Annotated in this window: 25 protein-coding genes; 9 read left to right on the top strand and 16 right to left on the bottom strand. The window is 71.5% G+C overall.

Features of this window, described 5'->3' with window-relative positions:
• The first annotated feature begins 166 nt into the window (after positions 1–166).
• The 3 genes from OG736_RS27360 (at position 167) to OG736_RS27350 (ending at position 3,950) form a co-directional block, all read left to right on the top strand.
• Positions 167–1,147 (top strand): glycosyltransferase family 2 protein, encoded by a 981-nt coding sequence (locus OG736_RS27360; protein WP_327184757.1) that lies wholly within the window; start codon positions 167–169, stop codon positions 1,145–1,147.
• Positions 1,147–2,499, top strand: a complete 1,353-nt coding sequence (locus tag OG736_RS27355; RefSeq protein ID WP_327184756.1) for a polysialyltransferase family glycosyltransferase — start codon at positions 1,147–1,149, stop codon at positions 2,497–2,499. The genes OG736_RS27360 and OG736_RS27355 overlap by 1 nt, the downstream gene beginning before the upstream one ends.
• Before the next feature lie 293 nt (positions 2,500–2,792).
• Entirely contained in the window at positions 2,793–3,950 is a 1,158-nt protein-coding gene (locus tag OG736_RS27350; protein WP_327184755.1) for an acyltransferase family protein, read from the top strand.
• Positions 3,951–4,059: 109 nt separating this feature from the next.
• Here OG736_RS27350 and OG736_RS27345 read toward each other — a convergent pair whose 3' ends face one another.
• A complete protein-coding gene (locus OG736_RS27345) occupies positions 4,060–5,415 on the bottom strand; it encodes a polysialyltransferase family glycosyltransferase (protein ID WP_327184754.1) in 1,356 nt (451 codons plus the stop codon).
• Positions 5,412–6,395: a glycosyltransferase family 2 protein gene (locus tag OG736_RS27340; RefSeq protein WP_327184753.1), complete on the bottom strand. Its 984-nt coding sequence runs from the start codon at positions 6,393–6,395 to the stop codon at positions 5,412–5,414. The genes OG736_RS27345 and OG736_RS27340 overlap by 4 nt, the downstream gene beginning before the upstream one ends.
• Before the next feature lie 205 nt (positions 6,396–6,600).
• Here OG736_RS27340 and OG736_RS27335 point away from each other — a divergent pair, with 205 nt between their 5' ends.
• Positions 6,601–8,337, top strand: coding sequence for a hypothetical protein (locus OG736_RS27335; RefSeq protein ID WP_327184752.1), 1,737 nt, complete (start codon positions 6,601–6,603; stop codon positions 8,335–8,337).
• Between the two features lie 76 nt (positions 8,338–8,413).
• On the opposite strand, the gene OG736_RS27330 is transcribed toward OG736_RS27335, so the two are convergent.
• The 4 genes from OG736_RS27330 to OG736_RS27315 all read right to left on the bottom strand — a co-directional run bounded on the left by OG736_RS27330 (position 8,414) and on the right by OG736_RS27315 (position 11,927).
• The gene (locus tag OG736_RS27330; protein ID WP_327184751.1) at positions 8,414–9,682 is read right to left on the bottom strand and encodes an NAD(P)/FAD-dependent oxidoreductase; all 1,269 of its coding nucleotides are present in this window, start codon (positions 9,680–9,682) and stop codon (positions 8,414–8,416) included.
• Positions 9,679–10,143, bottom strand: a complete 465-nt coding sequence (locus OG736_RS27325) for a GtrA family protein (protein WP_327184750.1) — start codon at positions 10,141–10,143, stop codon at positions 9,679–9,681. The genes OG736_RS27330 and OG736_RS27325 overlap by 4 nt, the downstream gene beginning before the upstream one ends.
• A complete protein-coding gene (locus OG736_RS27320; RefSeq protein WP_327184749.1) occupies positions 10,133–11,158 on the bottom strand; it encodes a glycosyltransferase family 2 protein in 1,026 nt (341 codons plus the stop codon). The genes OG736_RS27325 and OG736_RS27320 overlap by 11 nt, the downstream gene beginning before the upstream one ends.
• A 118-nt stretch (positions 11,159–11,276) precedes the next feature.
• Positions 11,277–11,927, bottom strand: a complete 651-nt coding sequence (locus OG736_RS27315) for a TetR/AcrR family transcriptional regulator C-terminal domain-containing protein (protein ID WP_327184748.1) — start codon at positions 11,925–11,927, stop codon at positions 11,277–11,279.
• A 76-nt stretch (positions 11,928–12,003) separates the two neighbouring features.
• Here OG736_RS27315 and OG736_RS27310 point away from each other — a divergent pair, with 76 nt between their 5' ends.
• On the top strand, positions 12,004–13,341 hold the full coding sequence (locus OG736_RS27310) for an FAD-dependent monooxygenase (RefSeq protein WP_327187727.1): 1,338 nt from the start codon (positions 12,004–12,006) through the stop codon (positions 13,339–13,341).
• Here the strand turns inward: OG736_RS27310 and OG736_RS27305 are convergent.
• A complete protein-coding gene (locus OG736_RS27305) occupies positions 13,338–13,682 on the bottom strand; it encodes a Uma2 family endonuclease (RefSeq protein WP_327184747.1) in 345 nt (114 codons plus the stop codon). The genes OG736_RS27310 and OG736_RS27305 overlap by 4 nt on opposite strands.
• A gap of 80 nt (positions 13,683–13,762) precedes the next feature.
• Entirely contained in the window at positions 13,763–15,343 is a 1,581-nt protein-coding gene (locus OG736_RS27300; protein ID WP_327184746.1) for an acyl-CoA mutase large subunit family protein, read from the bottom strand.
• Between the two features lie 244 nt (positions 15,344–15,587).
• On the opposite strand from OG736_RS27300, the gene OG736_RS27295 reads away from it, so the two are divergent.
• Positions 15,588–16,424 (top strand): L,D-transpeptidase family protein, encoded by an 837-nt coding sequence (locus OG736_RS27295; RefSeq protein WP_442817082.1) that lies wholly within the window; start codon positions 15,588–15,590, stop codon positions 16,422–16,424.
• Between the two features lie 216 nt (positions 16,425–16,640).
• Here OG736_RS27295 and OG736_RS27290 read toward each other — a convergent pair whose 3' ends face one another.
• The 8 genes from OG736_RS27290 to OG736_RS27255 form a co-directional block, all read right to left on the bottom strand.
• A complete protein-coding gene (locus tag OG736_RS27290) occupies positions 16,641–17,834 on the bottom strand; it encodes a hypothetical protein (RefSeq protein WP_327184745.1) in 1,194 nt (397 codons plus the stop codon).
• Positions 17,834–18,493, bottom strand: coding sequence for an RNA polymerase sigma factor (locus tag OG736_RS27285; RefSeq protein ID WP_327184744.1), 660 nt, complete (start codon positions 18,491–18,493; stop codon positions 17,834–17,836). Before OG736_RS27285 ends, OG736_RS27290 begins: the two co-directional genes overlap by 1 nt.
• Positions 18,494–18,785: 292 nt before the next feature.
• Positions 18,786–19,664: a hypothetical protein gene (locus OG736_RS27280; protein ID WP_327184743.1), complete on the bottom strand. Its 879-nt coding sequence runs from the start codon at positions 19,662–19,664 to the stop codon at positions 18,786–18,788.
• 94 nt (positions 19,665–19,758) lie between these two features.
• Entirely contained in the window at positions 19,759–20,391 is a 633-nt protein-coding gene (locus OG736_RS27275; protein ID WP_267018735.1) for an RNA polymerase sigma factor, read from the bottom strand.
• A 168-nt stretch (positions 20,392–20,559) separates the two neighbouring features.
• Positions 20,560–21,033 carry a hypothetical protein gene (locus OG736_RS27270; RefSeq protein WP_327184742.1) on the bottom strand — a complete coding sequence of 158 codons (474 nt, stop codon included), beginning with the start codon at positions 21,031–21,033 and terminating at the stop codon, positions 20,560–20,562.
• A gap of 55 nt (positions 21,034–21,088) precedes the next feature.
• The gene (locus tag OG736_RS27265; RefSeq protein ID WP_327184741.1) at positions 21,089–21,643 is read right to left on the bottom strand and encodes a hypothetical protein; all 555 of its coding nucleotides are present in this window, start codon (positions 21,641–21,643) and stop codon (positions 21,089–21,091) included.
• Positions 21,644–21,734: 91 nt separating this feature from the next.
• Positions 21,735–22,460, bottom strand: coding sequence for a DUF4328 domain-containing protein (locus OG736_RS27260; RefSeq protein WP_327184740.1), 726 nt, complete (start codon positions 22,458–22,460; stop codon positions 21,735–21,737).
• 112 nt (positions 22,461–22,572) lie between these two features.
• Positions 22,573–24,180 carry a beta-N-acetylhexosaminidase gene (locus tag OG736_RS27255; protein ID WP_327187725.1) on the bottom strand — a complete coding sequence of 536 codons (1,608 nt, stop codon included), beginning with the start codon at positions 24,178–24,180 and terminating at the stop codon, positions 22,573–22,575.
• A 249-nt stretch (positions 24,181–24,429) separates the two neighbouring features.
• Between OG736_RS27255 and OG736_RS27250 the strand changes: the two genes are divergently transcribed.
• The 3 genes from OG736_RS27250 (at position 24,430) to OG736_RS27240 (ending at position 26,101) form a co-directional block, all read left to right on the top strand.
• Positions 24,430–24,969 carry a 2-oxo-4-hydroxy-4-carboxy-5-ureidoimidazoline decarboxylase gene (locus OG736_RS27250; protein ID WP_327184739.1) on the top strand — a complete coding sequence of 180 codons (540 nt, stop codon included), beginning with the start codon at positions 24,430–24,432 and terminating at the stop codon, positions 24,967–24,969.
• Positions 24,970–25,232: 263 nt separating this feature from the next.
• Positions 25,233–25,613: a succinate dehydrogenase, cytochrome b556 subunit gene (gene sdhC / locus OG736_RS27245; protein ID WP_078615861.1), complete on the top strand. Its 381-nt coding sequence runs from the start codon at positions 25,233–25,235 to the stop codon at positions 25,611–25,613.
• Positions 25,614–25,618: 5 nt separating this feature from the next.
• Complete coding sequence (locus tag OG736_RS27240; protein WP_314221136.1) at positions 25,619–26,101, top strand: succinate dehydrogenase hydrophobic membrane anchor subunit; 483 nt, start codon at positions 25,619–25,621, stop codon at positions 26,099–26,101.
• The last annotated feature ends 27 nt before the right edge of the window (positions 26,102–26,128 follow it).

The following is a 26,128-nucleotide window of genomic DNA, read 5'->3' as shown; positions in this document are numbered from 1 at the left end:
TGCCCAATCACCCCTCAACAAAAAGTTAACAGCGGACCACCGAACACCGAACTGGCCCGCTGAATAAGCGAAAGCGCAGGGGGTGCACCATTCCGACACATCGAGTTCACCCCCCGTATCCACACCGGCAAGTTCAGCCGCCGGGTGTCCTTCTAAGGTTTCGCAGGTGCCCAAGCTTTCCGTGATCGTGCCGTTCTACAACGTTCAGCAATACGCGCCCGACACCCTGACGAGCCTGCGTTCGAACGCACGCGAGGACTTCGAGTTCATCCTGGTCGACGACTGCTCGACCGACGCGACCTCGGAGATCCTCACGCGTGCGGAACGAGAACTGCCGGGCGCGGTGTTGGTCAGACACGAAAAGAACGGAGGGCTGGCGACCGCGAGAAACACCGGCATCGACAAGGCGCGCGGCGATTATCTGACTTTCCTGGACGGCGACGACTGGCTTGCGCCCGGATATTTCCCCCGGCTCCTCGCCTCCATCGAGCAGCTGGGGTGCGACTTCGTCCGCACCGACCATGTGCAGTGCACCGCGCGGGCCCGGAGCATTCACCGCGTGCCGCACGGCCGGCGCGGGACGGTGATGAACCCGCGGGAGGCGATCCTGCCCGCCGACCGGTCCACTTCGGTGGACTACGCCTACGCCTGGGCCGGCATCTACCACCGCCGTCTCGTCGACCGCGGACTGCTGCACTTCACCGACGGGCTGCGGACGGCCGAGGACCGTCCCTGGATCTGGAAGCTCCACCGGGAGGCCGACACCTTCGCCGTGGTGGGGCTGCTGGGCGTCTACTACCGGCGCGGAGTGGCCTCCTCCCTCACCCAGATCGGCGATGTACGGCAACTGGACTTCATCCGCGCCTTCGACCAGGTGATCGAGGAGACGGCGCGGGACGCCGAGGGCGAGAAGCTGCTGCCCAAGGCGGTGCGCACCTATTGCGCGATCATGACGCATCACCTCGGCTCGATCGAAAGGTTCGAACCCGCCGTGGCACGGAAACTGCGCTCCCTGTGCGCCGCCGCCCTGAAGCGCATGCCGCAGGACGTGCTCGCGGAGGTCATGGACTCGATGGACGTACAGCGGGCGAGTGCGCTGCGACGGGTACGGCGCAGGCCGGTGGCGGCACGGACGGTGGCCGTCTGATGCCTCGCACGACCCGGATCTTCTGCGTCTCGACCCTGTACGGCGCCGCGACCCTGGCCGCGGCCCTCGACGCCGGGCTCTTCGAGCCGACCGACCGCAGGCTGCTGCTCGTCACCAACAACGCGGTCAATCCGGAGATCACGCCGTCCGTCGACGCCATGCCGGGCTTCGCCCGGATCCGTGAGCGCTTCGACGAGGTGCTGTCCTGGAACGAGACCATCGCCCCCTTCCACCCCGGCGGCTGGGGCCCTCGCGGGGACGACATCCCGATGTGGGAGCGGTACGTACGGCTGCTGTGGGATCTCGGTGACGACGAGGTCCACCTGGCCGTGGAGTCCATCCAGGTGAACCCGGCGCTGGCGCTGTGCCAGATGTTCACCGGCGCGCCCGTCGACGCCTACGCCGACGGCCTGATGAGCTACGGCCCCACCCGCGACAAGATCGACCCGCTGGTCGGCACCCGGGTCGACCGGCTGCTGCACCTCGATCTGGTGCCGGGCCTCACCCCCCTGCTGCTCACCGAGTTCGGCGTGCCGCCGGTGCTGGTGCCGTCCGAGGCGTTCCTGAAGGTGCTGGGCGAACTGGCCGAGGACGAGACCGAGTTGCCCGCTCCCGCGGAGCAACCGGCGCTGCTGCTCGGGCAGTACCTGTCGGCGCTCGGCATTCTCGACGACGCCGAGGAGGAGGAGCTGCATCTGGGCATGGTGCGCGGTGCCGTGGCGCTGGGGCACCGCAGGCTCGTCTTCAAGCCGCACCCCGTGGCGCCCGCCCGCTGGTCCCGGCTGCTGGAGGACGAGGCGAGGAAGCTGGGCGCCGAACTCGCCCTTCTCGACCGGCCCGTCCTCGCGGAGGTGGCCTACCAGCGGCTGCGGCCCGCCCTCGTCGTCGGCTGCTTCTCCACCGCGCTGCTCACCGCCGCCGGACTGTACGGCCTCCCGGTCGCCCGGGTCGGCACCGGCACCGTGCTGGCCAGGCTCGCGCCGTACCAGAACAGCAACCGGGTGCCGCTCACCATCGTCGACGCGCTGCTGCCGGACCTGGCGGACGGGCCGGCGGTGGAGGCGTGGGCCATGCCGTCGGCGGAGCGGGTGGAGGAACTGGCCGCGCTGCTCAAGGCCGTCGGCTTCGCGATGCAGCCCAGGATCTACCCGGGGCTGCAGGCCGAGGCGGAGCGCTACCTCTCCACGCGCCTCGACCCGCACACCTGGCGCTACTTCAAGCGCCGGCGCCTGGCGGCGCTGGCCCTCCCCGGCGCCGTCCCGGGCCAGCTCGCCTTCATCCCGCGCAACGCGACCGTCCGCCGCCTGGCGCGCCGGGCGCGCGCCCTGAAGCGGGTGACCGGCAAGCGGTAGCGGCCTCGTCTCCGGAGAGCCCGTCACGTCTCCGGAGTACCCGTCGCGTCTCCGGAGTACCCGTCGCGTCTCCGGGGTGCCGGTCGCGTCTCCGACGTGGCGGTCGCTCCACGAACGGAAACATGACATACCGGGACAGCTGTTCATCCGATCGTCATTCTTACGCCGCCGGTGAGTCAACCGTCACTCATCCCGGACTTGTCGGAGCTGCATAGCGTTCCGTCGTCGAGCCGACGGCCAGGGCCGTCCCTCACGACGGAACACCTCTCATGACTCCCACGGAAGGTCCCAGGATGAGCGCGGCTGACCAGGCGGCGGCACCGGCCCCGACACCGGCACTCCGGCTGAACCTTCTCATCCCCGACCGGGCGCCGGTCCGGCCCCGGGCGGAGAGCCGGCTGCGGGCCCTGGACGGGCTGCGCCTGCTGGCGGCCCTGATGGTCTGCTTCTACCACTACGCCGGCAAGAACGGCGAGGTCGCGCAGTCCTGGCACCAGTCCCCCGGCCAGAAGTTCCCGACGCTGTCGCAGTTCGCCACCTACGGCAGCCTGGGCGTGCAGTTCTTCTTCCTGATCAGCGGGTTCGTGATCTGCATGAGCAGCTGGGGACGGAGCACGGGGGACTTCTTCCGCTCCCGGGTCGCCCGGCTGTACCCGGCGTACTGGGCGGCGATCGTCCTGGTCACCGCCGCGGGTCTGATCCTGCCGGTGGTGGCCTCGCCGCTGCGCTCGGACGAGATCCTCACCAACCTCACCATGCTCCAGCAGCCGATGGGCGTGCCCCGGGTGCTGGGGGTGGACTGGACGCTCTGGGTGGAGGTGCGCTTCTACGCCCTGTTCGCGCTGTTCGTGGTCTGGCGGGGCGTCACCTACCGCAGGGTGGTGATGTTCTGCTGCCTGTGGACACTGGCCGGCGTCTTCGCCCGGGTCGCCGACAACCCGCTGACCGACGAGCTGGTGATGCGTGACCACGCCCCGTACTTCATCGGCGGTCTGGCCTTCTACCTGATCCACCGCTTCGGCAACGACCTGCTGCTGTGGGGCATCGTCGGCTTCAGCTTCCTGCTCGGCCAGCGCTACTCGGTCACGGCCCTGTGGCACCCCGGCCCGCAGGGCCAGTTCCACCGCAGCCCGTACGTCATCCAGGTGATCGTCCTCGTCGCCTTCGTCGCCGTCGCCGCGGTGGCCCTGGGCTGGACGAGCCGGGCGAACTGGCGCTGGCTGACGGTGGCCGGAGCGCTGACGTACCCCTTCTACCTGATCCACGAGCACCTGGGCTGGTTCTTCATCCGGGTGCTGTACCGCGACTTCGGTCTGAACGCGTGGCTGACGTTCGGGACGACCATAGTGTCCATGCTCTGTATCGCCTGGCTCCTGCACCGGTTCGTGGAGAAGCCCGTCGGACCCCGGCTGAAGCGGGCGCTCGCCGCTCCGCGGAGGGCGCCGGAGTAGTCCGCGGGCCGGTGGGGGCCGGTCGCGCCCACGCGGCGGAGCCGCAGATCGGCACAGCCCCGCGCCCCTTCCGGGGCCCGGGGACCGTGCTGTTTCCGGTACCGGGGGTCTATCCCTGACGTGCCGTCGAGCGGATCCGGCGTACGGCCCGGCGTACCGCCGGGTGGCGGCGCAGGGCCTCGGCACGGATCGGGCCGCCGCCGGGGAGGCGCAGGCTGGTGAGGCGACGGCGCTTGAAGTAGCGCTGGTACGGGGACGCTTCGGTGAGATTCGCGGCGAGCCAGCTGACCGCCTCGGCGCGCAGGCTGTGGTACTTGCGGGACTGCATGCAGTACCCCACGGCCCGGATCAGCGGCGTCAGTTCCTCGGCCGCTCCCGCGAGTTCGAGCGGGGCGCCGAGCTCCGCGTGCTCCGCGTCGGGCAGCGCCACGTCGATGATGGTCAGCGGGACGCGGTTGCTGTTCTCGTACGGTGTGATGCGTTCCAGGAGCAGCTCCGTGCCGACCCGGGCGACGGGAATGCCGTAGAAGGCTGCGGCGGTGATCAGCGCGGTGGAGAAGCAGCCGATGACGAGCTCGGGCTTCAGGTGGGCGAAGACCGTCTCGGCGAGGATCGGTTCGTTCAGCACGGTGAGCCGCACGCCGAGTTCGCCGGCGGCCGCCTCCAGGGACTCGCTGTAGACGGCGGGCGCGCTCGGGTGCGGCTTGAACAGCACGTCCCGGTGACCCGCGCGGGCGGCGGCACGCAGCATGCGGACGTGCAGCCGCTCCTCCTCGTCCTGGGTGATCAGGTCGATCGCGGAGAGGTACTGGCCGAGGAGCACGGCGGTGGCCCGGTGGTCGGCCGGGAGCCGCTCGTCGAGGACGCCGGCACCGGACTCGCCGATCTGCGCGAGGACGTCGACCATCGCCTCGCTCGGCACCGCCTCGGGCCGGACGCCGTACTCGGACAGGAGCATCGGCCGCAGTCCGGGCACCAGGTCGAGGTGGAGCACGCGCGTGATGCGGCTGCTCATGCCGTGCGGGATGCGGTTGCGGGTCGGGCCGTAGCTCATCAGCCCGTCCGCGTACACGTGGATCGGGCTGTCCGCGAAGATGTCGGCGATCGCGCGGGACGGGTTGGCCTGGATGGACTCGCAGGCGATCTCGACCGGTTCCTCGCCCAGGTCCCAGGCGAGGCGTACGGCCTTCTCCCAGAGCCGGGTGTCCTGGGCGCGCGGCGACCAGCCGGTCGGGTGGTGCGGGGAGATGAACTCGTTCCAGGAGTACACCTGGTCGAACTCGGGGCGCAGCTTCTCGAAGCCGGCCATCCGGTCCAGCGGGGTGCCGACCTCCGGCGCGGCGGCCGTGTTGCTGACGACGAGGATGCGGCGGACGCCCTCGCGCGGGCCGAACCGACCGGCGCGGATCGCGGCGGTGACGGTCGCGGCCGCGTACTGGGTGGCCGAGCAGAACATCTGGATCATGCCGCCACGCCCTTCATACCGCCGCGGACCCGGCGCAGCACATGGACACGTTCCTCGCCCATCCCCACCACGGCCTCGCTCAGTTCCTCCTCGCTCATCGCGCCCAGCGCCTCGGCGGCCAGCCGCTTCAGCTTCGCGGCCACACTGCGCTCGAAGCGGCGCCGGTCGATCAGCTGGTGGGCGATGACGACGCAGAAGTTGCGCAGCGCCTTCCCGCGCAGCCGGTCGGCCTCGGGATCGTCGGCGAGCTCGGCGAGGACGAGGTCGAAGGAGCGGAAGAAGTCCAGCTGGCGCACGTCGCCGATCTGGGTGAGCGAACTGGCGATGCCCCGGCGGTAGAAGACCCCGTGCAGGCTGGCGACGACGTAGGACTCCGCCCTGCGGTGCAGGTCCCAGATCCACGGCCGGTCCTCGGCGGTGCGCAGCCCGTCGTGGAAGCGGAGCATGCCCCGGTCCAGGAGGCGGCGGTGGTAGACGCCGGCCCAGGCGTACGGATAGTCGACCATCGTGGTGTCGTCGACGGGGAGGATCGAGGTGCGCGGGTCGAGCGGGGTGTGGCGGCGGCCCTCGGGGGCCCGGTGGACGGCCCGCTCGATACCGGTGACCTGCACATGGTCCGTGCGCACGAAGTCGACGTCGAACCGCTCGACGACGTCCACCAGCCGGGCCAGATAGCCGGGCGCGAGCCAGTCGTCGCCGTCGAGGAAGGTGAGGTAACGGCCTTCCGCGACGTCGATGCCGGTGTTGCGCGCGGTGGCCAGTCCGCCGTTGTGCTCATGCCGGATCACCCGGCTGTTCCCCAGCCGCTCCGTCAGGGCGAGGAGCGCTTCGTAGGTCCTGTCCTTGGTGGATCTGTCCTCGACGAAGATGAACTCGAAGTCGTCCCGCGCATTGTTGACCAGACTGGTCACCGTCTCGGGTAGATACGACTCGATGTTGTAGCAGGGGACGACGACGGACAGGGTCGGTGTGTTGGCCACGTGTGCGCACCTGGATTCTCAGCGGAAAGTCAAGTGATCCTAAGAAAGTAGGATCAGCTTCCGCATGTCCCGTCGCCGACCCTCAGGTGAATTCGGCGTGACATCCGGATCGGGTCGGGAAATGGCAGATGAAGAACGGGTGAGCCGACGCCTCCCCTTTTCATCACCCCGTATTCTCGCGGAATTCGATGCTACGTTCGCGCACGTGACCGACATATCCACCGCACCTCCGCCCGCCGCGCAGCGCGGGCGGAGTCCGCACGGACCGGCATCGCGTCGGCTGCGCCTCGCCTCTCCCGCGGGGTGGACCACCGCCCTCACCACCGCCGCGCTGCTGATCTACACGACCCTCACCGCCGGTGTCTTTCTCGACATCCGCTATGTACTCGCCGCCCTGCGGACGACGGGTGCGAGCGGGCTCTCGCCGTCCGAGATATTCGCCCACCGGCCCTTCTTCTACCGCTGGTTGCTCGACGCTCTGGACTCCGTCACCGGCGGCTCGAACGCGGTGCGCGAGGCCCTCCTGCGGCTCATCGGCATCGCCCTGTGCGCGGCCGCCGGTCTGCTGCTGCACCGGGCCCTGCGCCGCCGTATGCCCGAGCGGGACGCGCTGCTCGTCTCGGGCCTGACCGCCCTCACCCTGGCCTTCGCGCCCGTCATCGACTACCTGCAGCCGGAGTGGTTCGCGATCGTCTTCGCGGCGGTCGGCGTCGCCGCCGCGCTGGGCGTCCGCGGCCGCTGGCAGGCCGCCGCGCTCGGCGCGCTGCCGCTCGGTCTCGCCGTGCTGATGAAGTTCTCCACCGCGGGCACCGCCGCGATGGCGCTTCTCGTGGTCTTCGCCGTGGACCGGGTGCGGGGCCTGCTGCTCGCCGCCGCGACCGCCGTCGGCACCGGCCTGCTGTTCGCGGTCAGCGCCTGGTCGGGCTCGCGCGAGCTCCAGTGGCTGCGCGACATGCCGCACATCAACGCGCACGCGCTGGGCAAGGACCCGATCGTCGTCTCCGACCTGCTGCTGCGGACCGCCGACTACCTGGGCGACCGGATCGCGGTGACGCCGGTGCTCGCGCTGCTGCCCGGCGCGCTGCTGCTGTTCGCCGCCACGCTCCCGTCGCGCCGGCAGCGCGTCGAGGCCGTGCTCGTCACGCTGCTGCTCCTCGTCGTCGGTCTGGCCGTCGTGGTCTACCAGGGCAACTGGTTCGCCTACCACGGCGAGAGCCTGCCGGTGGTGGCCGCGGCCCTGACCGCTCTCGCGATCGGCCGCTGGTACGGCGCACACGGCCGGCCTCCGCTGTGCCTCACCGTGCTCGCCCTTGTGTACGGGGCGCTGGCCCCGCTGCTCGCCCTCGTCCGTGCGGACGTCGACACGGACGTCGTCGCGTGGCTCGCCTCGGCGGCGGCGCTCCTCGCCGGGGTGGTGGACCTGCTGTGGGTGCGGGCACCCCGTCCGCGCGCCCTTCGCGTTCCGGTCGCCCTGCCGGTCCTCGCGGTCGTCGTGTGCCTGGCCGCGACCGTGTGGCCCCTGTCCGGGGTCCGCGTGATCGAGGGGCGGATCGTCACGACCAACGCGGAGCTCAAGGAACAGGCGCGGTCGGCGCGGTCGGCCGCCGGGCAGGTGGACGCCCGACTCCCCGACGGCGCACCCGTGTTGTACCTGACCTTCGGTCAGCAGGCCTACTACATCGGCCACCCGACCGCCTGCCGGTATCCCTTCCCCACCTTCTTCAACGTGCCCAAGCAGCTCACCGACGTGCCCTCGCTGGAGTCGACCCGGGAGAACGTGCGCTGCATCACGCAGGAGCACCCGGCCGCCTACGCCGTCTACCAGCCCAGCTGGCTCTCGCTGGGCATCATCGACCCGCGGATCGCCGCCGACATCCGCAGGGCGTACGAGTGCCCCGAGCCGGAGGGGCAGCAGCTCGTGGTGTGCACCGCGCGCCGCTGAGGCAGGAACGGCGCACAGGCACGGCCCCGGCGGTGAACTCCCCGCCGGGGCCGTGCTTCTCGTTCGGCGGTCCGGGTCAGGCGACGCCCGCGATGCGCGCCGCCTTGTGCCCCAGCTCGACCGAGTAGCTCTGCCCCCGGTCCTGCGGGTAGATCTGCGCCATCGTCGCGAGGGTCACCCCGCCGAGACGGGTCTCGTGGCCGGGGATCAGCGCCTTGTACTCGGGGGTGACCACGGGCTGGGCGAAGGGCGCCCGCGAGAAGTGCCAGTCCTGGATCCAGGAGCGGTCGAACTCCGGGTTCACCCGCTTGAGCCACGGCAGGAACCGCTCCAGCAGCTCGGCCGGCTCGGTGGTGAACCGCCAGTCGTCGCGCTCGACGTAGTTGCCCACGTAGAGGATGTGACGGCCCCCGTACTGCGCCGGGTCGATCATCTGCGTGTGCTCCACGACCGCCAGGAAGGGGAAGTCCGGCTCGTTGATGTTGAGCCAGTAGTACGGGATGGCGCTGCGGTCCAGCTCCAGCACGAAGCAGGTCGCCCCCAGGTACTGGTTGCGCCAGACGGCGTCGTCGGCGGGCGCGTCGGCGGCCTTGGCGAAGGCGGGCTGCGCAGTGGTGACGATCAGATGGTCGAAGGCGTACGAGGCGCCGTCGGCGGTGCGCACGGTGACCTGCCCGTCGCCGCCGTCCTGACGGATCGTCTCCATCCGCTTGCCGAACTCGACCTTGCCGCCGCGCTCGGCGATCCGGTCGGCGAGCGTCGCGTACACCCGCTCGAACCCGCCGTCCAGGTAACCGAGCTCGAAGGTGCGGCAGTGGACCCGCGCCCACAGCCAGGCCATGGACACCTGGTCGGCGCGGTCGCCGAACTTCCCGCGCAGCAGCGGCTCCCAGACGGCCTCCGTGGCGCGCCGCCCGGCCCACTTGCGCAGCCAGCTCAGGGCGGTGCGGTCGGTGAACCGCTCCCCGTCGCGCACGATCTTCAGCCAGGCCGACGACAGCCCGAAGCGGACACCGGCGGGCAGACCGTACAGCGGGGAGGTCAGCATCTCCAGCGGCGTGCTGAAGGGGTGGATGCGCCCGCCCCGGAACACACCGGTGGTGGTCTTGTGGAAGCGCAGGTCTCCGCCCAGGCCCAGCTCCTCGATGAGCTCGATCATCTGTCGGTCGCTGCGGAAGATGTGGTGGTAGTAGCGCTCCAGCGGCACTCCCCCGACGGGGATGGACGCGGCGAGTCCGCCGAGTTCGTCGGCGGCCTCCAGGACCGTGACCGCGTGGCCCTGCTTGACCGCGTCGTACGCGGCGGTGAGGCCGGTCGCTCCCGCGCCGATGACGCCGAGATTCATGCGAAACTCCACTTTCTGTTGAGCGCGAACTGGAAGACCAGCACCAGCGGCAGCGAGCCGGCCTTGACCAGGTTCGGATCGATGCCGAGCCCTCGGGAGAACACCGCGAGCAGGACGAACGTCAGGGCGATACCGGTCAGGCCGACGGCGTAGAAGCGCAGATAGCGCAGCAGCAGACGGTCGCGCTTGCCGAAGGTGAACAGGGCGTTCAGGACGAAGTTGTTGGTGATGCCGAGGCTGGTGGAGAGCACGTTGGCGACCTGCTCGTGCAGGCCGACCACGTTGTAGAGCAGCAGGAACGCGCCCAGGTCGAGGAGGACGCCGCCGGCGCCGACCAGCGCGTAGGTGATCAGCTGCCGGAGGTCGCGGGTGCGGGTGCCGGTGCCCTGCGGGATGTCGCCGCCGGCCGGGGCGTCGGTGCCGGTACGGGTGCCGGCCTGCACCATGTCCTCAGTGGCCATGGCCGGTGCCGTCACCGCCGGCCTCCGAGTCGTGCGAGATGACCTGCCGCACGGTGTACAGGGGCCGCCCCTGCACCTCGTTGTACGTCCGTCCGATGTAGCTGCCCAGCACGCCGAGCGACAGCATCTGCACTCCGCCCATGAACAGCACGACGACCATCAGCATCGTCCAGCCGGAGACCGTGATCTCGGGCCGCAGCACCTTCATGCCGAGCGCGTAGCAGATGCCGACGAGGGAGAGCGCGAGCACCGCGAAACCCAGCTTGGTGATCATCCGCAGGGGTGCGGTGGAGAAGCCGGTCAGGCCGTCGATGGCGAGCCGCGCCATCTTGCGCAGCGGGTACTTGGTCTCGCCGGCGAACCGCTCGTCGCGGTCGAAGTGCACCTCGCTCTGCCGGAAGCCCATCGAGGCGACCATGCCGCGCACGAACCGGCTGCGCTCCCGGAAGCGCCGCAGCTCTTCGGCGGCGCGTCGGTCCATCAGCCGGAAGTCGCCGGTGTCCAGCGGGATGTCCACGTCGGTGGAGGACCGCAGCAGACGGTAGTAGGCGTGCGCGGTGGCCCGCTTGAAGAGCGTGTCCTGACGGCTGCGCCGACGGGCGTGCACGACCTCCGCGCCGTCCCGCCAGGCGTCGATCAGCTGGAGGCTGACCTTCGGCGGATCCTGGAGGTCGGTGTCCATGACGATCACGGCGTCGCCGCGCGCCTCGTCGATACCGGCCGTGATGGCCATCTGGTGGCCGAAGTTGCGTGCGAAGTCGACGACCCGGACGCGCCGGTCGTTCTTCGCGATGTCTTCCAGGATGAGCGACGTGCCGTCGGCGGAGCCGTCGTCGACGTACACCAACTCGAAGGTGTACTCGGGGCGTTCGCGCAGTGCCGCCACGAGCTCCTCGTGGAAGTGGCGGATCCCGTCCTGTTCGTTGTAGACGGGCAGTACATAAGAGACGAGTGCGGCGCCACCCCGCTGACGGGGCACGCGGGACTCCTGCACCCGGCTGGATATGTCAGGCATTCGGCGAAACTAGGTGCGCGATGTGAACGCGATAAGAACGCGCGATGAGTGGCGCAATGCGGTGAATCGACAGTCGGATCCGGCTCGCGCCCCGGCCCGTCGGCCGTAGGTACGGGGCCTACCGCACCCCGTACCGCGCGGCGATTCCGGCCACGATGATCTCCAGACCTTCCCCGAACTGCCGGTCGTAGTCCTCGAAGATCTCCGCGCCCGCCTTCGCCGACAGCGGGAACTCGGCGAGCAGCCGTGCGCGTTCCGCCACGTCGTACCCCTCGCGCCGCTCGTCCGGCCGCGGGTGCACGCCCTGTTCCTCGGTGACGAACCCGATGGTGTACGCGTACGCGGTGGACGAGGCGCGTACGGCGTCGGCGAGGGTGAATCCGGCGGCCGTGAACAGGCGCAGGTTCTGCTCCATCTGGACGGCGTGGTCGGTGCCGGTGAAGCGGGAGCCGCTGAAGACCCGCGCGCCGTCGCGGTAGGCGAGCAGCGCCGCGCGCAGCCCGTGGTTGGCCTTGCGCGTCCGGTCCTGCCAGGTGTCGGCGGGGTCGAGTGCCGTGCCCGCGACCATCCGGCGGAACATCTCGGTCGCCATCTCGTCCAGCAGGGCCTGTTTGTCCTTGAAGTGCCAGTACAGGGCGGGCGCCTTGACGTCCAGCTCGCGGGCGATGGCACGCAGCGTCAGCCCGTCGAGACCTGCCTCGTCGAGCAGCCGGAGCGCGGTGTCCGCCACCCGCTTGCGGTCGAGGGGGGCGCGTCGTTCGGTACTCACACTTGACAGCTTAACGCCGTTAAGGCCATTCTCGTGAACGACGGAACTTAACAGCGTTAAGGAGAGTTGAGTGGATATGAACGTGGACGTCCTGATAGTCGGCGCGGGCCCCACCGGCCTCGCCCTCGGCATCGACCTGGCCCGGCGCGGTGTGCACGCGCTGGTGGTGGAACGCGGCGAGACCCTCGCCCCCGGCTCCCGCGGCAAGGGCCTCCAGCCGCGCACGATGGAGGTCTACGAGGATCTCGGCGTCCTCGACGAGATCCTCGCCGCCGGTGGCGCGTACCCGGTGGGCATGGTCTGGGCGGACGGCGAGCAGGTCGGCGAGCACGCGATGTTCGACCCGATGGAGGACGGCGAGGAGGGCTGCCGCTTCACCGTCCCCTGGATGGTCCCGCAGTGGCGCAACCAGGAGATCCTGCTGGCGCGGCTGACGGAGCTCGGCGGGACCGTGGCCTTCGGCCGTGAGGTGGCGCGGCTCGAGCAGGACAGCGAGGGCGTGACCGCGCACTTCGCGTCCGGCGAGCCGGTCCGCGCCCGGTACGCCGTCGCGGCGGACGGCGGCCGCTCGGCGGTGCGCCGCGCGCTGGGCATCGAGATGAGGGGCGAGACCCTCGACCCGGACGCGGCCCTGGTGGCGGACGTGCGGATCCCCGGCCTGGACCGGACCTGGTGGCATCTGTTCCCGCCGAGCGGGCCGGACTCGGGCTTCCTCGCACTGTGCCCGCTGGCCGGGACGGACCAGTTCCAGCTGGTGGCGCGGCTCCCCGGCGGGACGGATCCGGATCTCTCCCTGGAGGGCGTCCGCAAGCTGGTCTCGGAGCGCACCCACCTCGCGCCCGGGGCGGTGACGGAGCTCTTCTGGGCGTCCGACTTCCGCCCTCGCGCCGCCCTGGCGGACCGCTTCCGCGAGGGACGGATCCTCCTGGCGGGCGACGCGGCGCACGTCCACTCCCCGGCCGGCGGCCAGGGCCTCAACACCAGCGTCCAGGACGCGTACAACCTGGGCTGGAAACTGGGCGCGGTGCTGGGCGGGCGGGCTCCACAAGCCCTGCTGGACACCTACGAGGAGGAGCGCCGCCCCGTCGCCGAGCACGTGCTCGGCCTCTCCACCGCGATCCACCGCGAGGAGGCGAGGCGGGGTGCGTCGACCCGCCAACTGGGCCTGAACTACCGGCACTCGTCACTGAGCGAGGAGACCCGGGAGAACCCCGGTCCACTGTCCGCCGGCGACCGCGTCCCGGACCTGACGGTCGACGGCGTCCGTCTCTTCGACCGGCTCCGGGGCCCGGACTGGACCCTGCTGACCCTGCCGGACGGCGTGTTCCTGGTCCGCCCGGACGGCTATGTGGGCTGGGCGGGCACCACGGAGGACGGCCTCGCGTCCTACCGCGCACGGGTCGGCCTCGGCTAGCCGTCGCCGTCGCCGTCGCCGTCGCCGTCGAGGAGGGTGTCGACGGAGAGCTCGAGAGCGACACCGACGGACTCGGGAACGCGGACGGCCTGACCTCGCTGGTAGCGGAGGGGGTCGGGGTACTTGCCGTCGGCCGGGGCGGTGTGGAGGAGGATTTCGTCGTGTTTGCGATCGACCACCACGTAGACGGGGATACCAGCCTCGGCGTAGACCTCCGGCTTGCTGAGCGTGTCGTCGGACCAGTTGGAGGAGGTCACCTCCAGCACCATGCGGAAGACGTGTGGGGCATAGCAGTTCTTCCGTACGAGTGCGTCACCGATGTCAGCCTCGACGATCGACAAGTCCGGAATCGCATGAAATCCGCCGGCCCGGACGGCAACCACAGGCCGATACCTGGGCGAACCTTGAGACCGGCCCCAGCTCAGAACGCATCCGACGGCACGTACGTCCCCCAAACCCCCCGGAGGGCGTTGCACACCTCACCCACCGTCGCCCGGGCCCGCAGCGCGTCCTTCATCGGGTAGAGGACGTTGTCCTCGCCCTCGGCGGCCTTCTTCAGGGCGTCCAGGGCCGCGTCCACCGCCCCCTGGTCGCGCTCGGCCCGCAGCTTCGCGAGCCGCTCGGCCTGCTGGGCCTCGATGGCCGGGTCGACGCGGAGCGGCTCGTAGGGCTCCTCCGTGTCGAGCTGGTAGCGGTTGACGCCGACCACGACCCGCTCGCCGGAGTCGGTCTCCTGGGCGATCCGGTACGCGCTGCGCTCGATCTCGTTCTTCTGGAAGCCGTGCTCGATGGCCGACACCGCGCCGCCGAGGTCCTCGACCCTCTTCATCAGCTCGACGGCCGCCGCCTCGACGTCGTCGGTCATCTTCTCGACGACGTAGGAGCCCGCGAAGGGGTCGACGGTCGCGGTCACGTCCGTCTCGTAGGCCAGCACCTGCTGGGTGCGCAGGGCGAGGCGCGCGCTCTTGTCCGTGGGGAGGGCGATCGCCTCGTCGAAGGAGTTCGTGTGCAGGGACTGGGTGCCGCCGAGCACCGCGGCCAGGCCCTGGACGGCGACCCGGACCAGGTTCACCTCCGGCTGCTGGGCCGTCAGCTGCACGCCGGCCGTCTGCGTGTGGAAGCGGAGCATCAGCGACTTGGGGTTCTTCGCGCCGAACTCCTCTCGCATCACCCGCGCCCAGATCCGGCGCGCGGCGCGGAACTTCGCGACCTCTTCGAGGATCGTCGTCCGGGCCACGAAGAAGAAGGACAGGCGGGGCGCGAAGTCGTCCACGTCCATCCCCGCCGCCACCGCCGTGCGCACGTACTCGATGCCGTCCGCCAGGGTGAAGGCGATCTCCTGCGCCGGGGACGCGCCCGCCTCCGCCATGTGGTAGCCGGAGATCGAGATCGTGTTCCACTTCGGGATCTCGGCCTTGCAGTACTTGAAGATGTCGGCGATCAGCCGGAGCGAGGGCTTCGGCGGGAAGATGTACGTGCCGCGCGCGATGTACTCCTTCAGCACGTCGTTCTGGATCGTGCCGGTGAGCCGGTCGGCCGGGACGCCCTGCTCCTCGCCGACCAGCTGGTACATGAGCAGAAGCAGGGCCGCGGGGGCGTTGATCGTCATCGACGTCGACACCTTGTCCAGCGGGATCCCGCCGAACAGCACCCGCATGTCCTCGACCGAGTCGATTGCCACGCCCACCTTGCCGACCTCGCCGCTCGCGATCGGGGCGTCGGAGTCATGGCCCATCTGGGTGGGCAGGTCGAAGGCGACCGACAGGCCCATCGTGCCGTTGGCGATCAGCTGCTGGTAGCGGGCGTTGGACTCCACCGCCGTGCCGAAGCCCGCGTACTGGCGCATGGTCCAGGGGCGGCCGGTGTACATCGACGGGTAGACGCCCCGGGTGAAGGGGTACTTGCCCGGCTCGCCCAGCTGCCCGGCCGGGTCCCAGCCCGCCAGGTCCTCCGGCCCGTACACCGGCTCGATGGGCAGTCCGGACTCCGACTCACGCGCCATGGGTGTGATGCCTCCCGCTGAGCAATACCCGCTGCTTCGACCGCTCGGGTCACCTGCCGGTCACCCGTCCGGCCGGCCCGTAGGTTACCCGTCAGTACGGTCCGACCGTCCGACGGACTGTATCGGCGCGCGCCCACCCGGTGCAGAGGACCACGCTGGGACCTTCCTCACAGACTGTTCGCGGTGCCGGTCACCACAATGCCGCTCCGTTCGCGAGGCGTCATCCCGGGGGAACATCTCAGGCATGCGGATGCGGAGATCGATCGCCGTCCTGGCCGGCACGGCGGCTCTGGTGACGGTGTGCGGCTGTAGCGTTCAGGGCCCGGAGACGGACGGAGCGGCGCGCTCGCCCGTGCCTTCCGACGTCGGCCGGACGGCCTCGCCGTCGGCGCCGGCCCGGGCCACCACCGACGACAGGCCGAGCGCCCCGGCCACCGCCGCCCCGCCTCCCGCGGTCCTGTGGTCGCGCGGCGCCAAGGGACGCGACGTCCGCGAGCTCCAGGCCCGGCTGCGCCAGATCGCCTGGCTCTTCGAGGGGCCCACGGGAACGTACGGCGAGGTCACCGAGGAGGCCGTGAAGGGCTTCCAGGGCAAGCGCGGGCTGCCGGTGACGGGGCGGACGGACACCGTCACCTGGCAGCGGCTGCTGGGGATGACCCATGAACCCGGGGAGTGGGAGCTGTATCTGATGGGCGGCCAGCCGGCCGCCGCACCCGATCACCGCTGCCTGTCCGGACGGGTGCTGTGCATCGACAAGACGACCAGGACCCTGCGCTGGATGGTCGACGGCCGGACCCTGGCGACGGTGTCGGTCCGCTTCGGCTCGCAGTACACGCCTACCCGGGAGGGTGTGTTCCACGTCTACTGGAAGTCCCGCGACCATGTGTCCACGCTCTACCACTCACCGATGCCGTACGCGATGTTCTTCAGCGGCGGGCAGGCGGTGCACTACTCGTCCGACTTCGCCGCCCGCGGCTACGCGGGGGCCTCGCACGGATGCGTCAACGTGCGGGACCAGACGGCGATCGCGAGTCTCTTCGCGCAGGTCAGGAACGGCGACAAGGTCGTCGTGTCCTGGTGAGCGCGGCGGCGCGGGAGAGGCGTGAGGTGTTTGGGGCGCGAGCGGGACCGGGGGAACGTGTCCCGCCCGCGCCGAGCGCACGAGCCGGAAGTACGGGGGGAACCCCGGCTCTGTGCAAGGGCCGATGACCAGTCGGCTCACTTCTTACTGCGCTCCGGCCGCCGAAAACGTCACACCCCTGGCGAAGAAACTTCGCTGACCCGCGAAACCCGCAGGTCAGCGGTGGTGAGAAGACGAGTTTCCGCCGGAACGGCCGGAGCCGCCGCGGTCCCGACCGCCACCGTCACTGTGGTGGCCACCGCCGCCATGACCCTCGCCACGGCCACCGTGACCACGACCCCGGTCACGGTCGCCGTCACGGTCACGGTCGCCGTCACGGTCACGGTCACGGCCCCCGTCGCCGTCGCCGTCGCCGTCGTCGTCGGAGCCGCCCTTGTCGCCCGAACCGGACCTGTCGCCCGTGGCGCCGCCGCGGCCTCCGCGGTCGCTCTGGTTCTTTCCGGTGTCCCGGCCGGTGGTGCCGCTCGGAGCGCGGTCGTCGCCTCGGGAGTTGCCGGCGGCCGTGCCGTCGAGGACGCCCGCGCAGTACTTGGACAGGCGTGCCGGGCCACCCGCGAGGCGCTCCAGGGTCTGGCGGCTCTCGGTGTCCAGGGTGCGGCCGGCGCTCAGGTCACGGCAGGCGGAGGCCACGCCGGTCGGCCAGGTGCCGCGGGGATCCGGGGTGGCCGAGGGGGCGCCGTCCGTCTTCCCGTTCCCGGCGTCCTCGCGGCCGGTGGCGCCCGTGCCGCCGTCCGGTGTCGCCGGGTCCTCGTCGCCACCCGAGGCGTCCGGCGTGGGCGGGACGAGCGCGTGCTCGTCCGGGGCCACGGGGGCCGAGACGGATGCCACGGGACGGGCGGGTTCGGCGCCGTCGAACGGGGTCGGCAGGACACCGGTCCCGGCCGCGATCCCGCCCACCATCCCGGCGGCGAGCGCGGCGGCCAGTCCGAGCCGTACCGGCCTGCTCCACCGGGCCGGACGCCCGGCTTCCGGGACGCGCCCGCCGATGCGCACCAGTCCCGCGTCGGCGTCGTGCGCGAAGCGGAGCCGACCGCCGGCGGCGGCCGTCCCACCGTCGAAGCCGGCGGGACCCGTGGCGGGGCCGGCGGGAACGGCCCGTCCCGCGAGGTCGGCGCGGTCCGCGTGGGCCTTGCGGAAGGCGGCCAGCGCCGCGGCCTCACCGGGCAGTTCCTCGTCGGCGGGCAGGGGCTCGGCGGCCAGCGCGGCGAGCGCGCCGAGGGTCCGGGCGAGCCGCTCGGCCTCTTCCCGGGCCACGGCATCGACAGCGTCGACAGCGTTGTCCGGTGACTCACCGCGCAGCAGACGCTCCGCCGTTTCGCGATCGAGCCACCTGTCCTGCTTGTCGGCCATCACATGTCCTTCTGCGTCCGCGCGCACGTATGCGTCACACCGGCGGACGTCACCGCGCGCGAGCGCGGTTCTCGCTGGGACGGCAGTGCGTCGAGCGCGCCGGCCGTCTCCGGGTCCTCGCCGAGCAGTTCGGCGAGCTTCTTCAGACCGCGGTGCGCGGCCGTGCGCACGGCACCGGGCCGTTTGCCGAGCGTCTCGGCGGCCGTCTTCGCGTCCAGGCCCATGACGACCCGCAGTACGACGGCCTCGGCCTGGTCCTGCGGCAGCCGGGCTATGAGGTCCAGGGTGCGGCCGGTGGCCAGCGCCTCCATGGCCTCGCCCGCGGTGTCGGACTCGGCGGGCCGGCCGGTCAGTTCGGTCTCGTCGGCGACCGTCGCCGGGCGCCGGCCGCGCATGCGTATGTGGTCCAGCGCACGGTTGCGCGCGATCCGGGCGGCCCAGCCGCGGAAGCGGTCCGCGTCGCCGCTGAACCGCTCCAGGTCCCGGGCTATCTGGAGCCAGGCCTCGGAGGACACGTCCTCGGCGTCGAGGTCGCCGACGAGCGTGCGTACGTACCCGAGCAGCCGCGGGTGCACCGTGCGGTACACAGTCCGGAACGCGGTCTCGTCCCCGTTCTGTGCCGCGAGCACCGCGGCTGTCAGCTCCGCGTCGTCCCCCACGTCGTGGTTCCTCGGTCGATGGTGCGCGGTTTTCTGGACCGCAGGTCGTTGCGGTGGTCTGCCGCTTGGCCGTCCGGCGCGAAAGGCACGTTACGACCTGAAACCGCCGCACGTCCATGTCCGTAGAACATGCAACTAACTCGTGACGCGAGCGGGCGCGCGGGGGGTGTGACAGAAAACGCACTCATGGCGCTGTAGGAGATACGGGCCGCCGCGCGGCCCGTGCCGCGCGACGGCCGGGGCCTCTCCTGTGGGGGGTGGCGGCCTCGGCCGTTGCTTTGGCGGCAACCGGTTACTGGCCCTCGGCCCCGCTCTTGGCGGCCTGGGTGGCCTTGGCACTCTGCCCGACCTCGGGTGTCTTCCCGGCCTTCGGGGCAGGCTCGGCCTTCCGCGTCTTCCCGGCCCCGGCCTCCAGGCTCTTGCCGGCCTTCGGGGCCTTGCCGGTCTTCGGTCCGCCCCCGGCCGATCCCGATCCCGAGTCCGCTGCGGCTGCCGCCGCCTCGCAGTACGCCACGACGTTCTCCGCGCCGCCCGCCGCCGTCACGAGGCGCTGCCAGGCGGTGGAGTCCGTCGCCTTGCCTCGCCCGAGGACCTTCTCGTAGGCACGGCAGTGCGCGTCGGTGTCCTCGGCGCTCACGGGACGGTCCCGCTCGGTGGCAGCGGGCGGCCGAGGGCTCACGGAAACGGTGTCGGCGGACCGGGCCCCGGACGCGCCGGGCAGGGTTGCCGCAGGTTCGGGGCGACCCGCGCCGCCGGCGACGCCGTGCGGGGACGACCCGACGGCGGCGAACGCGACCCCGCCCAGGGTGAGTCCCGCGACCAGCACGGAGAGCGTGGCCCGCAGCGAGCGGGCCGTGTGCCGCCGGACCCTGGGCCGCCAGTCGTCCCGGCGCCGGGTACGGGCCTTGTGCGCACCCGCGTCCCGGGCGGCCCGAAAGGCGGCGACGGCCCGCCGCTCGCCGTCGCCGGGCCCGCGCAGGCCCTGAGCGTCGTGAGCGCGCAGGGCCTGAGAACTCAGCGCCCGGACGAGCAGCGCCTCCAGCGCGGGTGCCGCCGCCCCAGGCGCAGCCGCCCCCGGCGCGTCGGCGGTGGCTTCGTCGTCGGCAGCGGCGTCCACGGGGTGTGCGCGCCGACGGCTGTGGCCCGCGCCGTCGTTCAGCCGTTCGCCCATGTCCGTTCCCGCCTCTGTCCCGTCCGTCCGATCAGACCGTTCGACCTGGTGGCCGGGCCCGCCTCCGATCCATACGGTCCGGGGCCCTCGCCGTTCATGTCGACTCCCCCAGCGTTCGGGGGCCGCCATCCGTCACACCTTCGCCCGCGCCCGCGGCGCCGAGTTGGTGGGCCAGCCGCTTGAGGCCCCGGTGCGCGGCCGTACGGACGGCGCCGGGGCGCTTGCCGAGGACGCGGGCCGCGGCGGGCCCGTCCAACCCGACGACCACCCGCAGCAGCACCGCCTCGGCCTGGTCGCGCGGCAGCCCGCGGACCAGCTCGAGGGCGTGCTCGGTGGAGAGCGACTCCAGCGCCTCGTCGTGTGTGCTGTGCGGGCCGGCCAGGTCGAGGACGACGTCCTGGTCCAGCACCGCCGACCGGGGCCGGACCCGCAGCCGGCGCAGATGGTCGAGGGCCCGGTGCCGGGCGATGGTCGCGGTCCAGCCGCGGAACCCGGCGCCGTCGCCCTTGAACCGCCCCAGGTCCCGGGCGATCTCCAGCCAGGCGTCGGAGGCCACGTCCTCGGCGTCGTCGCCGACGATCCCGCGCAGGTAGCCGAGCAGTCCGGGCTGCACGATCCGGTACGCCACGGCGAACGCGGCCTCGTCGCCGTCCTGGGCCCGCGTCACGGCCGCGCCCAGTTCCCCGTCGTACGCCTGCGCGCGCCGGGGTTCCCCTCCCTGGCCCAAGACTGTCCTCGTTCGTGCGGAGTTCGTTCCGGCGCGCGACTCCCCCGCCGGACCCCGGGTCCGAACACGGCCACGCCCTCACGGTCATTCAGCGCCGGGCCGCGCAGAAGTGTCACAGCGGACGAATCCCACCACCGGGCCCGCCCGCGCGGAGCGGACGGGCCGGGGCTACCGCCGACCCCGCATCGCGTCCCGGCACAGCAGGCGCAGGGATCCGTGGCCGCCGAAGCAGCGGCGGGACTCGTCGAGGGGTTCCCAGAGGCGGCCGTCGGGGGTGCGGACCCAGTGGTCGCCGGCGGAGCCCCACCACTCGGCGCCGGTCTGCCGGACGATCACCTCGCCGGCGTAGGCGCCGAGCCCGCGCAGCACGTTCGCCACCGCGGTGTACGGCGAGCCCTCACGCCGCAGCTCCTCGATCATGCGGTCGACACGCCACAGGCTCTGCGCGGAGTGGTCGAGATGGGGCCGGATGCCGTCGGGCGCGGCGGCCACCGCCTCCGCCGCCCACCGCGCGGGCTTCGCGGCGGCGGAGGGACGGGGGGGCCGGTCGGCCCGGTCGGTCTGGTCGGTCTGGTCGCTCTGGTCGGTCGTCCTACGCGTCACATCAGGAAGAGCGAGGTCGGCGCGGGTTGCGTCACTCATATCCGGGGCCGTTCCGAGACCGGTGCAGGACCGCCCCACATCCCCCGCACTCCGCTCACTTACGTCCACGGGCCCGCCGCGAGACCACCGCGCGCAGCACCCGGCGGCCCTCCGTGGACACCTCGAGGGCCCGGCGCAGTCCGCCCGCGCCATGACCGGCGAGCACCTCCAGGACGGTGACCTGGCGGCGCAGCTCGGCGGCGACGAGGGGGGACATGCCCTCCGTACGGCCTTCCCGGCGGGAGCCGACCGGGGAGGCGTCCTCGGCCGGGTCGAGGAGTCGGTGGATCTGGAGCGAGGCGACGGAGCAGGCGTCGGCCCAGAGCCTCACCTCGGCGGCGGAGCGGTCGTCGGGTGCGGCGGCCAGCATCCGGCGGGCCAGGAGCTCGGCCTCGTCGCCCTCCTCCGCGGCCGACGCCAGCTTGCCGCGCGCCTGTTCCAGCAGCTCGCCCCAGTCGGCGGCGTCGGAATCCTCCGTGAGGGCCCCCCACAGCGGTCGCAGGAGCTCGTCGTCACCCCCGAGCAGGGGTATGCACCGATCCAAACAAGCCAGCCCACTGGCAGCCAGTCCGCGTTCGTCGGCCTGAGCGATCAGTTCCACCAGGCTCATCCGCGCCTCCCTCGCCAGGGCACCGACCTTACGGAGCCCGCACTTCCCCTTACTGCGTGCGACGGGCCAGGAGTGTCACAGGCGAGCCTTTTCAGCCAACTCCGCCAGGGCCACCGACTTCGCCGGTTCCACCGGCTGCACCGATCCCGCCGACGGCTCCGACCGGCGGCAATACCGCGCCCGGGCCCTGGAGCGCCTTCTCGTTCTGCATCCCCGTCAGCCGCAGGACGAAGGCGATCGCGAGGGCGGCCGCGAGGATGTCGACCGCGTCCGCGAAGATCACCTGGGTCATGGCGTCGTGGATCTCCGGGGCCGTGTCGGCCTTCCGGTACGCCTGGAAGCCCGCCCGGTCGGCGACCAGCGAGACGATCCACATCGCCCACCAGGCGTTGACCGGCCCGTGCGGCCGGGGGCGGTCCCAGGGGTTGCCGGGGCTGCTGGCGTCCCAGATGTCCAGCGCGATCCGGCGCGGGTACCAGAGGTTCACGATCGGTGTGAACCAGGCGCCGACCGTCCAGCCGCGCGACTTGCTGTGCCCGTCCGGCCGGAACACCTCGGCGTTGACCCGCACCCGGTGGAACCAGCACAGGAACACGACGATGCAGGCGAGCAGGGCCGCCGTCTGGCCGTAGGCGGCCCGGTCGAAGAGCCGGTCCGCGTGCCGGGCCCGGTCCGGTTCCCGGAGCGAGCCGGCGGCGATGTCGCCGGTGACATCGTACATGACGAAGTCCGCCCACAGGGCGAACAGGTCGGCGGCGATGACGAGGCCGAGCAGGGCGACGGTCGCCCGCGCGAGCAGGACAGGTGAGCGCAGCATGAGGATCCCCCGAGGTCCGTGCGGATGGCGGCCACGCCCGGCCCTCCCCTGGGCCTCGCGCGCGGCAGCACGCGGAACATACGGTTCACCGACGCCGTGCGTCCAGCGGAAATCAACCGAGCCTGTTCGCCAGGGCCGTGAACTGCGTCCAGGTCAGCGGGGGTGTCCCGGCGTCCCACAGTTTCTGCGAGGTGGCCCTCAGCGGCATCCGGATCCCGGCCGCGATCTGGTCCTGGGTCTGCGAGTTCGCGAGGTCGCACCACACCGAGAAGGAGCCGCCGAGGATCTGGGCGTCGTACTTCGCGGGGACCGGCGTCGTGCCGCGCAGCACCCGCGGGGTCCACTGCTCGTAGATCCGCTTCCCGGTCGGGTAGACGAAGTCGTTCGGTTCGCCGAGGACGTAGTACAGGTACTCGTCGTTGTAGTTGAGCATCTTGAGCCCGGCGCTCAGGTACTCGACCGGCGGCCGCGCCCCGATCTCCTTGCCGGTCCAGTAGGCGACCACGAGGTCGGAGGCCGGCTTGACCGACGTGCCGCGGAAGAAGCCGTCGTTCCACACCCGCATGGTGCGGTCGTGGGCGCGGACGGTGTCGGCGCGGTCGTTGAGCCAGCCGGTGGTGAGATCGGCGACGCCCGCGCCGGAGCCGTACCGGGCCGTCGCGGCGGCGGCCAGCTGGGGGTAGGAGGCCGCCGGACTGGAGACCGTCAGGGCCTGGTACTCGTCGCCGCCGAGGTGCCAGTAGGCGCCGGGGAAGACGTCGGCGTACTCGTCCAGCAGGTCGTCGAGAAGGTCCGCCGACTCGTCCTTGGAGATGTCGATCGCCCCGCGGGTCGCCACCCCGCTCGCGTTGCGCAGCTGGAGTTCGGGGTGGGCCGCGAGGACGGCGCCCAGGTGTCCGGGTGAGTCGATCTCGGGTACGACGGTGATGTGCCGGCTCGCCGCGAGGTCGACGATCTTCTTCACCTCTGCCTTGGTGAGGTGCGGGTTCGAGACGATCTCCGGGTGGCTGTCGGACTCGATCCGGAAGGCCTGGTCGTCGGAGAAGTGCAGGCCGAGCTGGTTGTACTTGAGATCGCCGAGCTCGCGCACCCGGTCCTCGATCCAGGCGGCGGTGAAGTGCTTGCGCGCGATGTCCAGCGTGAACCCGCGCTGCGGCTTGGCCGGCTGGTCCCGTACGACGCCCTCCGGCGCCGTACCGCCGGCGTGCACCTCCTGCTTGAGGGTGCGGGTGCCGTAGAAGACGCCCGCGTCGGAGGGCGCGCTGATGGTGACCCGCCCGCCGCGCACGGTCATGGTGTACGACTCCGGGTTCGCGCCCTCGTCGTCGTTGAGCGCCAGCCGCAGGTCCCCGGCGCGCACGTCGTCCTTCTCCCCGGCGTACGTCAGCCCCAGCTCGCCGGCGACCAGCCGGCCCTCGTCGGCGAGGCCGGCGTCGCTCACCACCACGCGGCGGGTGGACTGCGGCTTCCACCCGGGGCCGCGCGCCGGGGTGTGGGCGCTGACGGCGGGGATGGTGCGGGGGGTGCTGGAGAGGGCGTAGGAGCGGCTGGGCGTCGGGGTCGCGGCCTGCGCGGCGGCGGCGCCCGTGTCACCCGCGCCGGGCGTCCTCGCGGCGGCCTGCCGGGAGGCGGCCGATCCGGCCGGTGTCGTGCCGTCGTCGTCCGACGAGGCCCACACGCCGAGCCCGACACCGAGCGCGGCGACCAGCCCGCCCGCCATCACTGCCCGTGCCGCGACCTGTTGGTGCGGCTTCCTCTGCGGCGCCCGGCGCCGGTGCCTGTGCCTGCTCACTCCGCCCACCGTACGACTCCCGGCCGCCCGAAGCGCGTCGAGCCCGGCGTGACGGAGTCCACGACACATTCCGAAACTCTCTCGTTCGGGTGAAATTCAGGCATCGGTCAGACACGTCCTGACCGCTCTCGATAACGTGTCGACACACCTTTCACTGCATCCCCTGCCACATCACACGTGACGCGAGGATCCACGCTGCCTGCGCACCGTCTTTCCCCTACCTCCGGCTGCCTCGCCATACCGGCGCAGACCCGGACCTCACCCGCATCGCTGCCGGACGGTTTCAACACCGCCCCCGCCGCCGAGGCGCACCGCATCCTCCTCGCCTGCCTCCGCAGCCTCCGCTGGGCCCGCCGGATCGCCGACCACCGCCCGTATCCGACGCTCGACGCCCTGCTGGCCGCCTCCGACGAGGCCGCGTACGACCTGAGCCCGGCCGATCTGGCGGAGGCCCTGGCGTCGGAGTCCCTGCCCGGCCTGCCCGCGGACGCGTACGGAGCGGCGCACATGGCGTTGGACGCGGCCCACGCGGCCTACGAGGCCCGATTCGGACACGCGTTCGTCATCTGCCTCGACGGTGTTCCCCAGGAGGAGTCCCTGGACCACGTCCTGGAAGGCATCCGGTCACGATTGACAAACGATCCCGAGGACGAACGGGTAGTGGCGGCAGAGGAACTCCGGAGACTGGCAAGGCAACGGCTGACTCGGCTCGCTTGAGAGGCGGGACAGTGCCGGTGCGGCTCCGCCGCGGGGCACGACCGGCCACCACGGCGCCACATCCGGGCCCAAACAGGACACTCCACCCCAGATGCCGCAACGCTCACCCATCTGCGTGCCACTTTGATCACACAGGTAGGCCCGACGTAAGCCGAGCGCCAGCGCCTCGCTACGATGCTGGGGGCCGGTGGACCGTACCCGGCCGGGCCCGTCCGACACCCCAAGCCGGCAGGCCCCAATCCCCGCTCCCGGAGGGTTCTTCCGTGCCGGCTGGAACGCTGTACCGCGGCCGGGAAGGAATGTGGTCCTGGGTGGCTCATCGAGTCACCGGCGTCCTCATCTTCTTCTTCCTGTTCGTTCACGTGCTGGACACCGCCCTCGTGCGTGTCTCCCCCGAGGACTACGACAAGGTCGTAGCCACCTACAAGACGCCGGTCGTGGCGCTGCTGGAGTACGGCCTCGTGGCCGCCATCCTCTTCCACGCGCTCAACGGCCTGCGCGTCATCGCCGTCGACTTCTGGTCGAAGGGCCCGCGCTACCAGAAGCAGATGCTCTGGAGTGTCGTGGGCCTGTGGCTGCTGCTGATGCTCGGGGCGATCTATCCCGTGCTCGGCCACGCCGCTCGTGAACTGTTCGGGAGCTGAGACCGATGGCCACCACTGAAACCACCGCGGCCGGGATCGGCCCCGTCGAGGGCGGCTCTGTCTACGACGTGGACAACCCCGCGCCCTTCATCGAGCCCCCGCGCCTGCGCACCAAGAAGACGCCCAGGTCCACCCGGGGCAACTTCGAGATGGGCGCCTGGCTGTTCATGCGCCTGTCCGGCGTCGTACTGGTCGTCCTGGTCCTGGGTCACCTGCTGATCCAGCTCGTCCTGGACGGCGGCGTCTCCAAGATCGGCTTCGCCTTCGTGGCCGGCCGCTGGGCCTCCCCGTTCTGGCAGGTCTGGGACCTGCTGATGCTGTGGCTCGCCATGCTGCACGGGACGAACGGCCTGCGCACGGTCATCAACGACTACGCGGAGCGCGCGAACACCCGGCTGTGGCTGAAGGGCCTGCTCTACACCGCCGCGGTGTTCACCATCCTGCTGGGCACGCTGGTGATCTTCACCTTCGACCCGAACATCCGCTAGGCGCACGGGACCGAGGGACTGAGAGAA

The sequence above is a fragment of the Streptomyces sp. NBC_01334 genome (assembly GCF_035983595.1).
Classification (GTDB): Bacteria; Actinomycetota; Actinomycetes; order Streptomycetales; family Streptomycetaceae; genus Streptomyces; species Streptomyces coriariae.
Note: the sequence above shows the minus strand (reverse complement) of the source record. Positions and strands in the feature narration are given on the sequence as shown.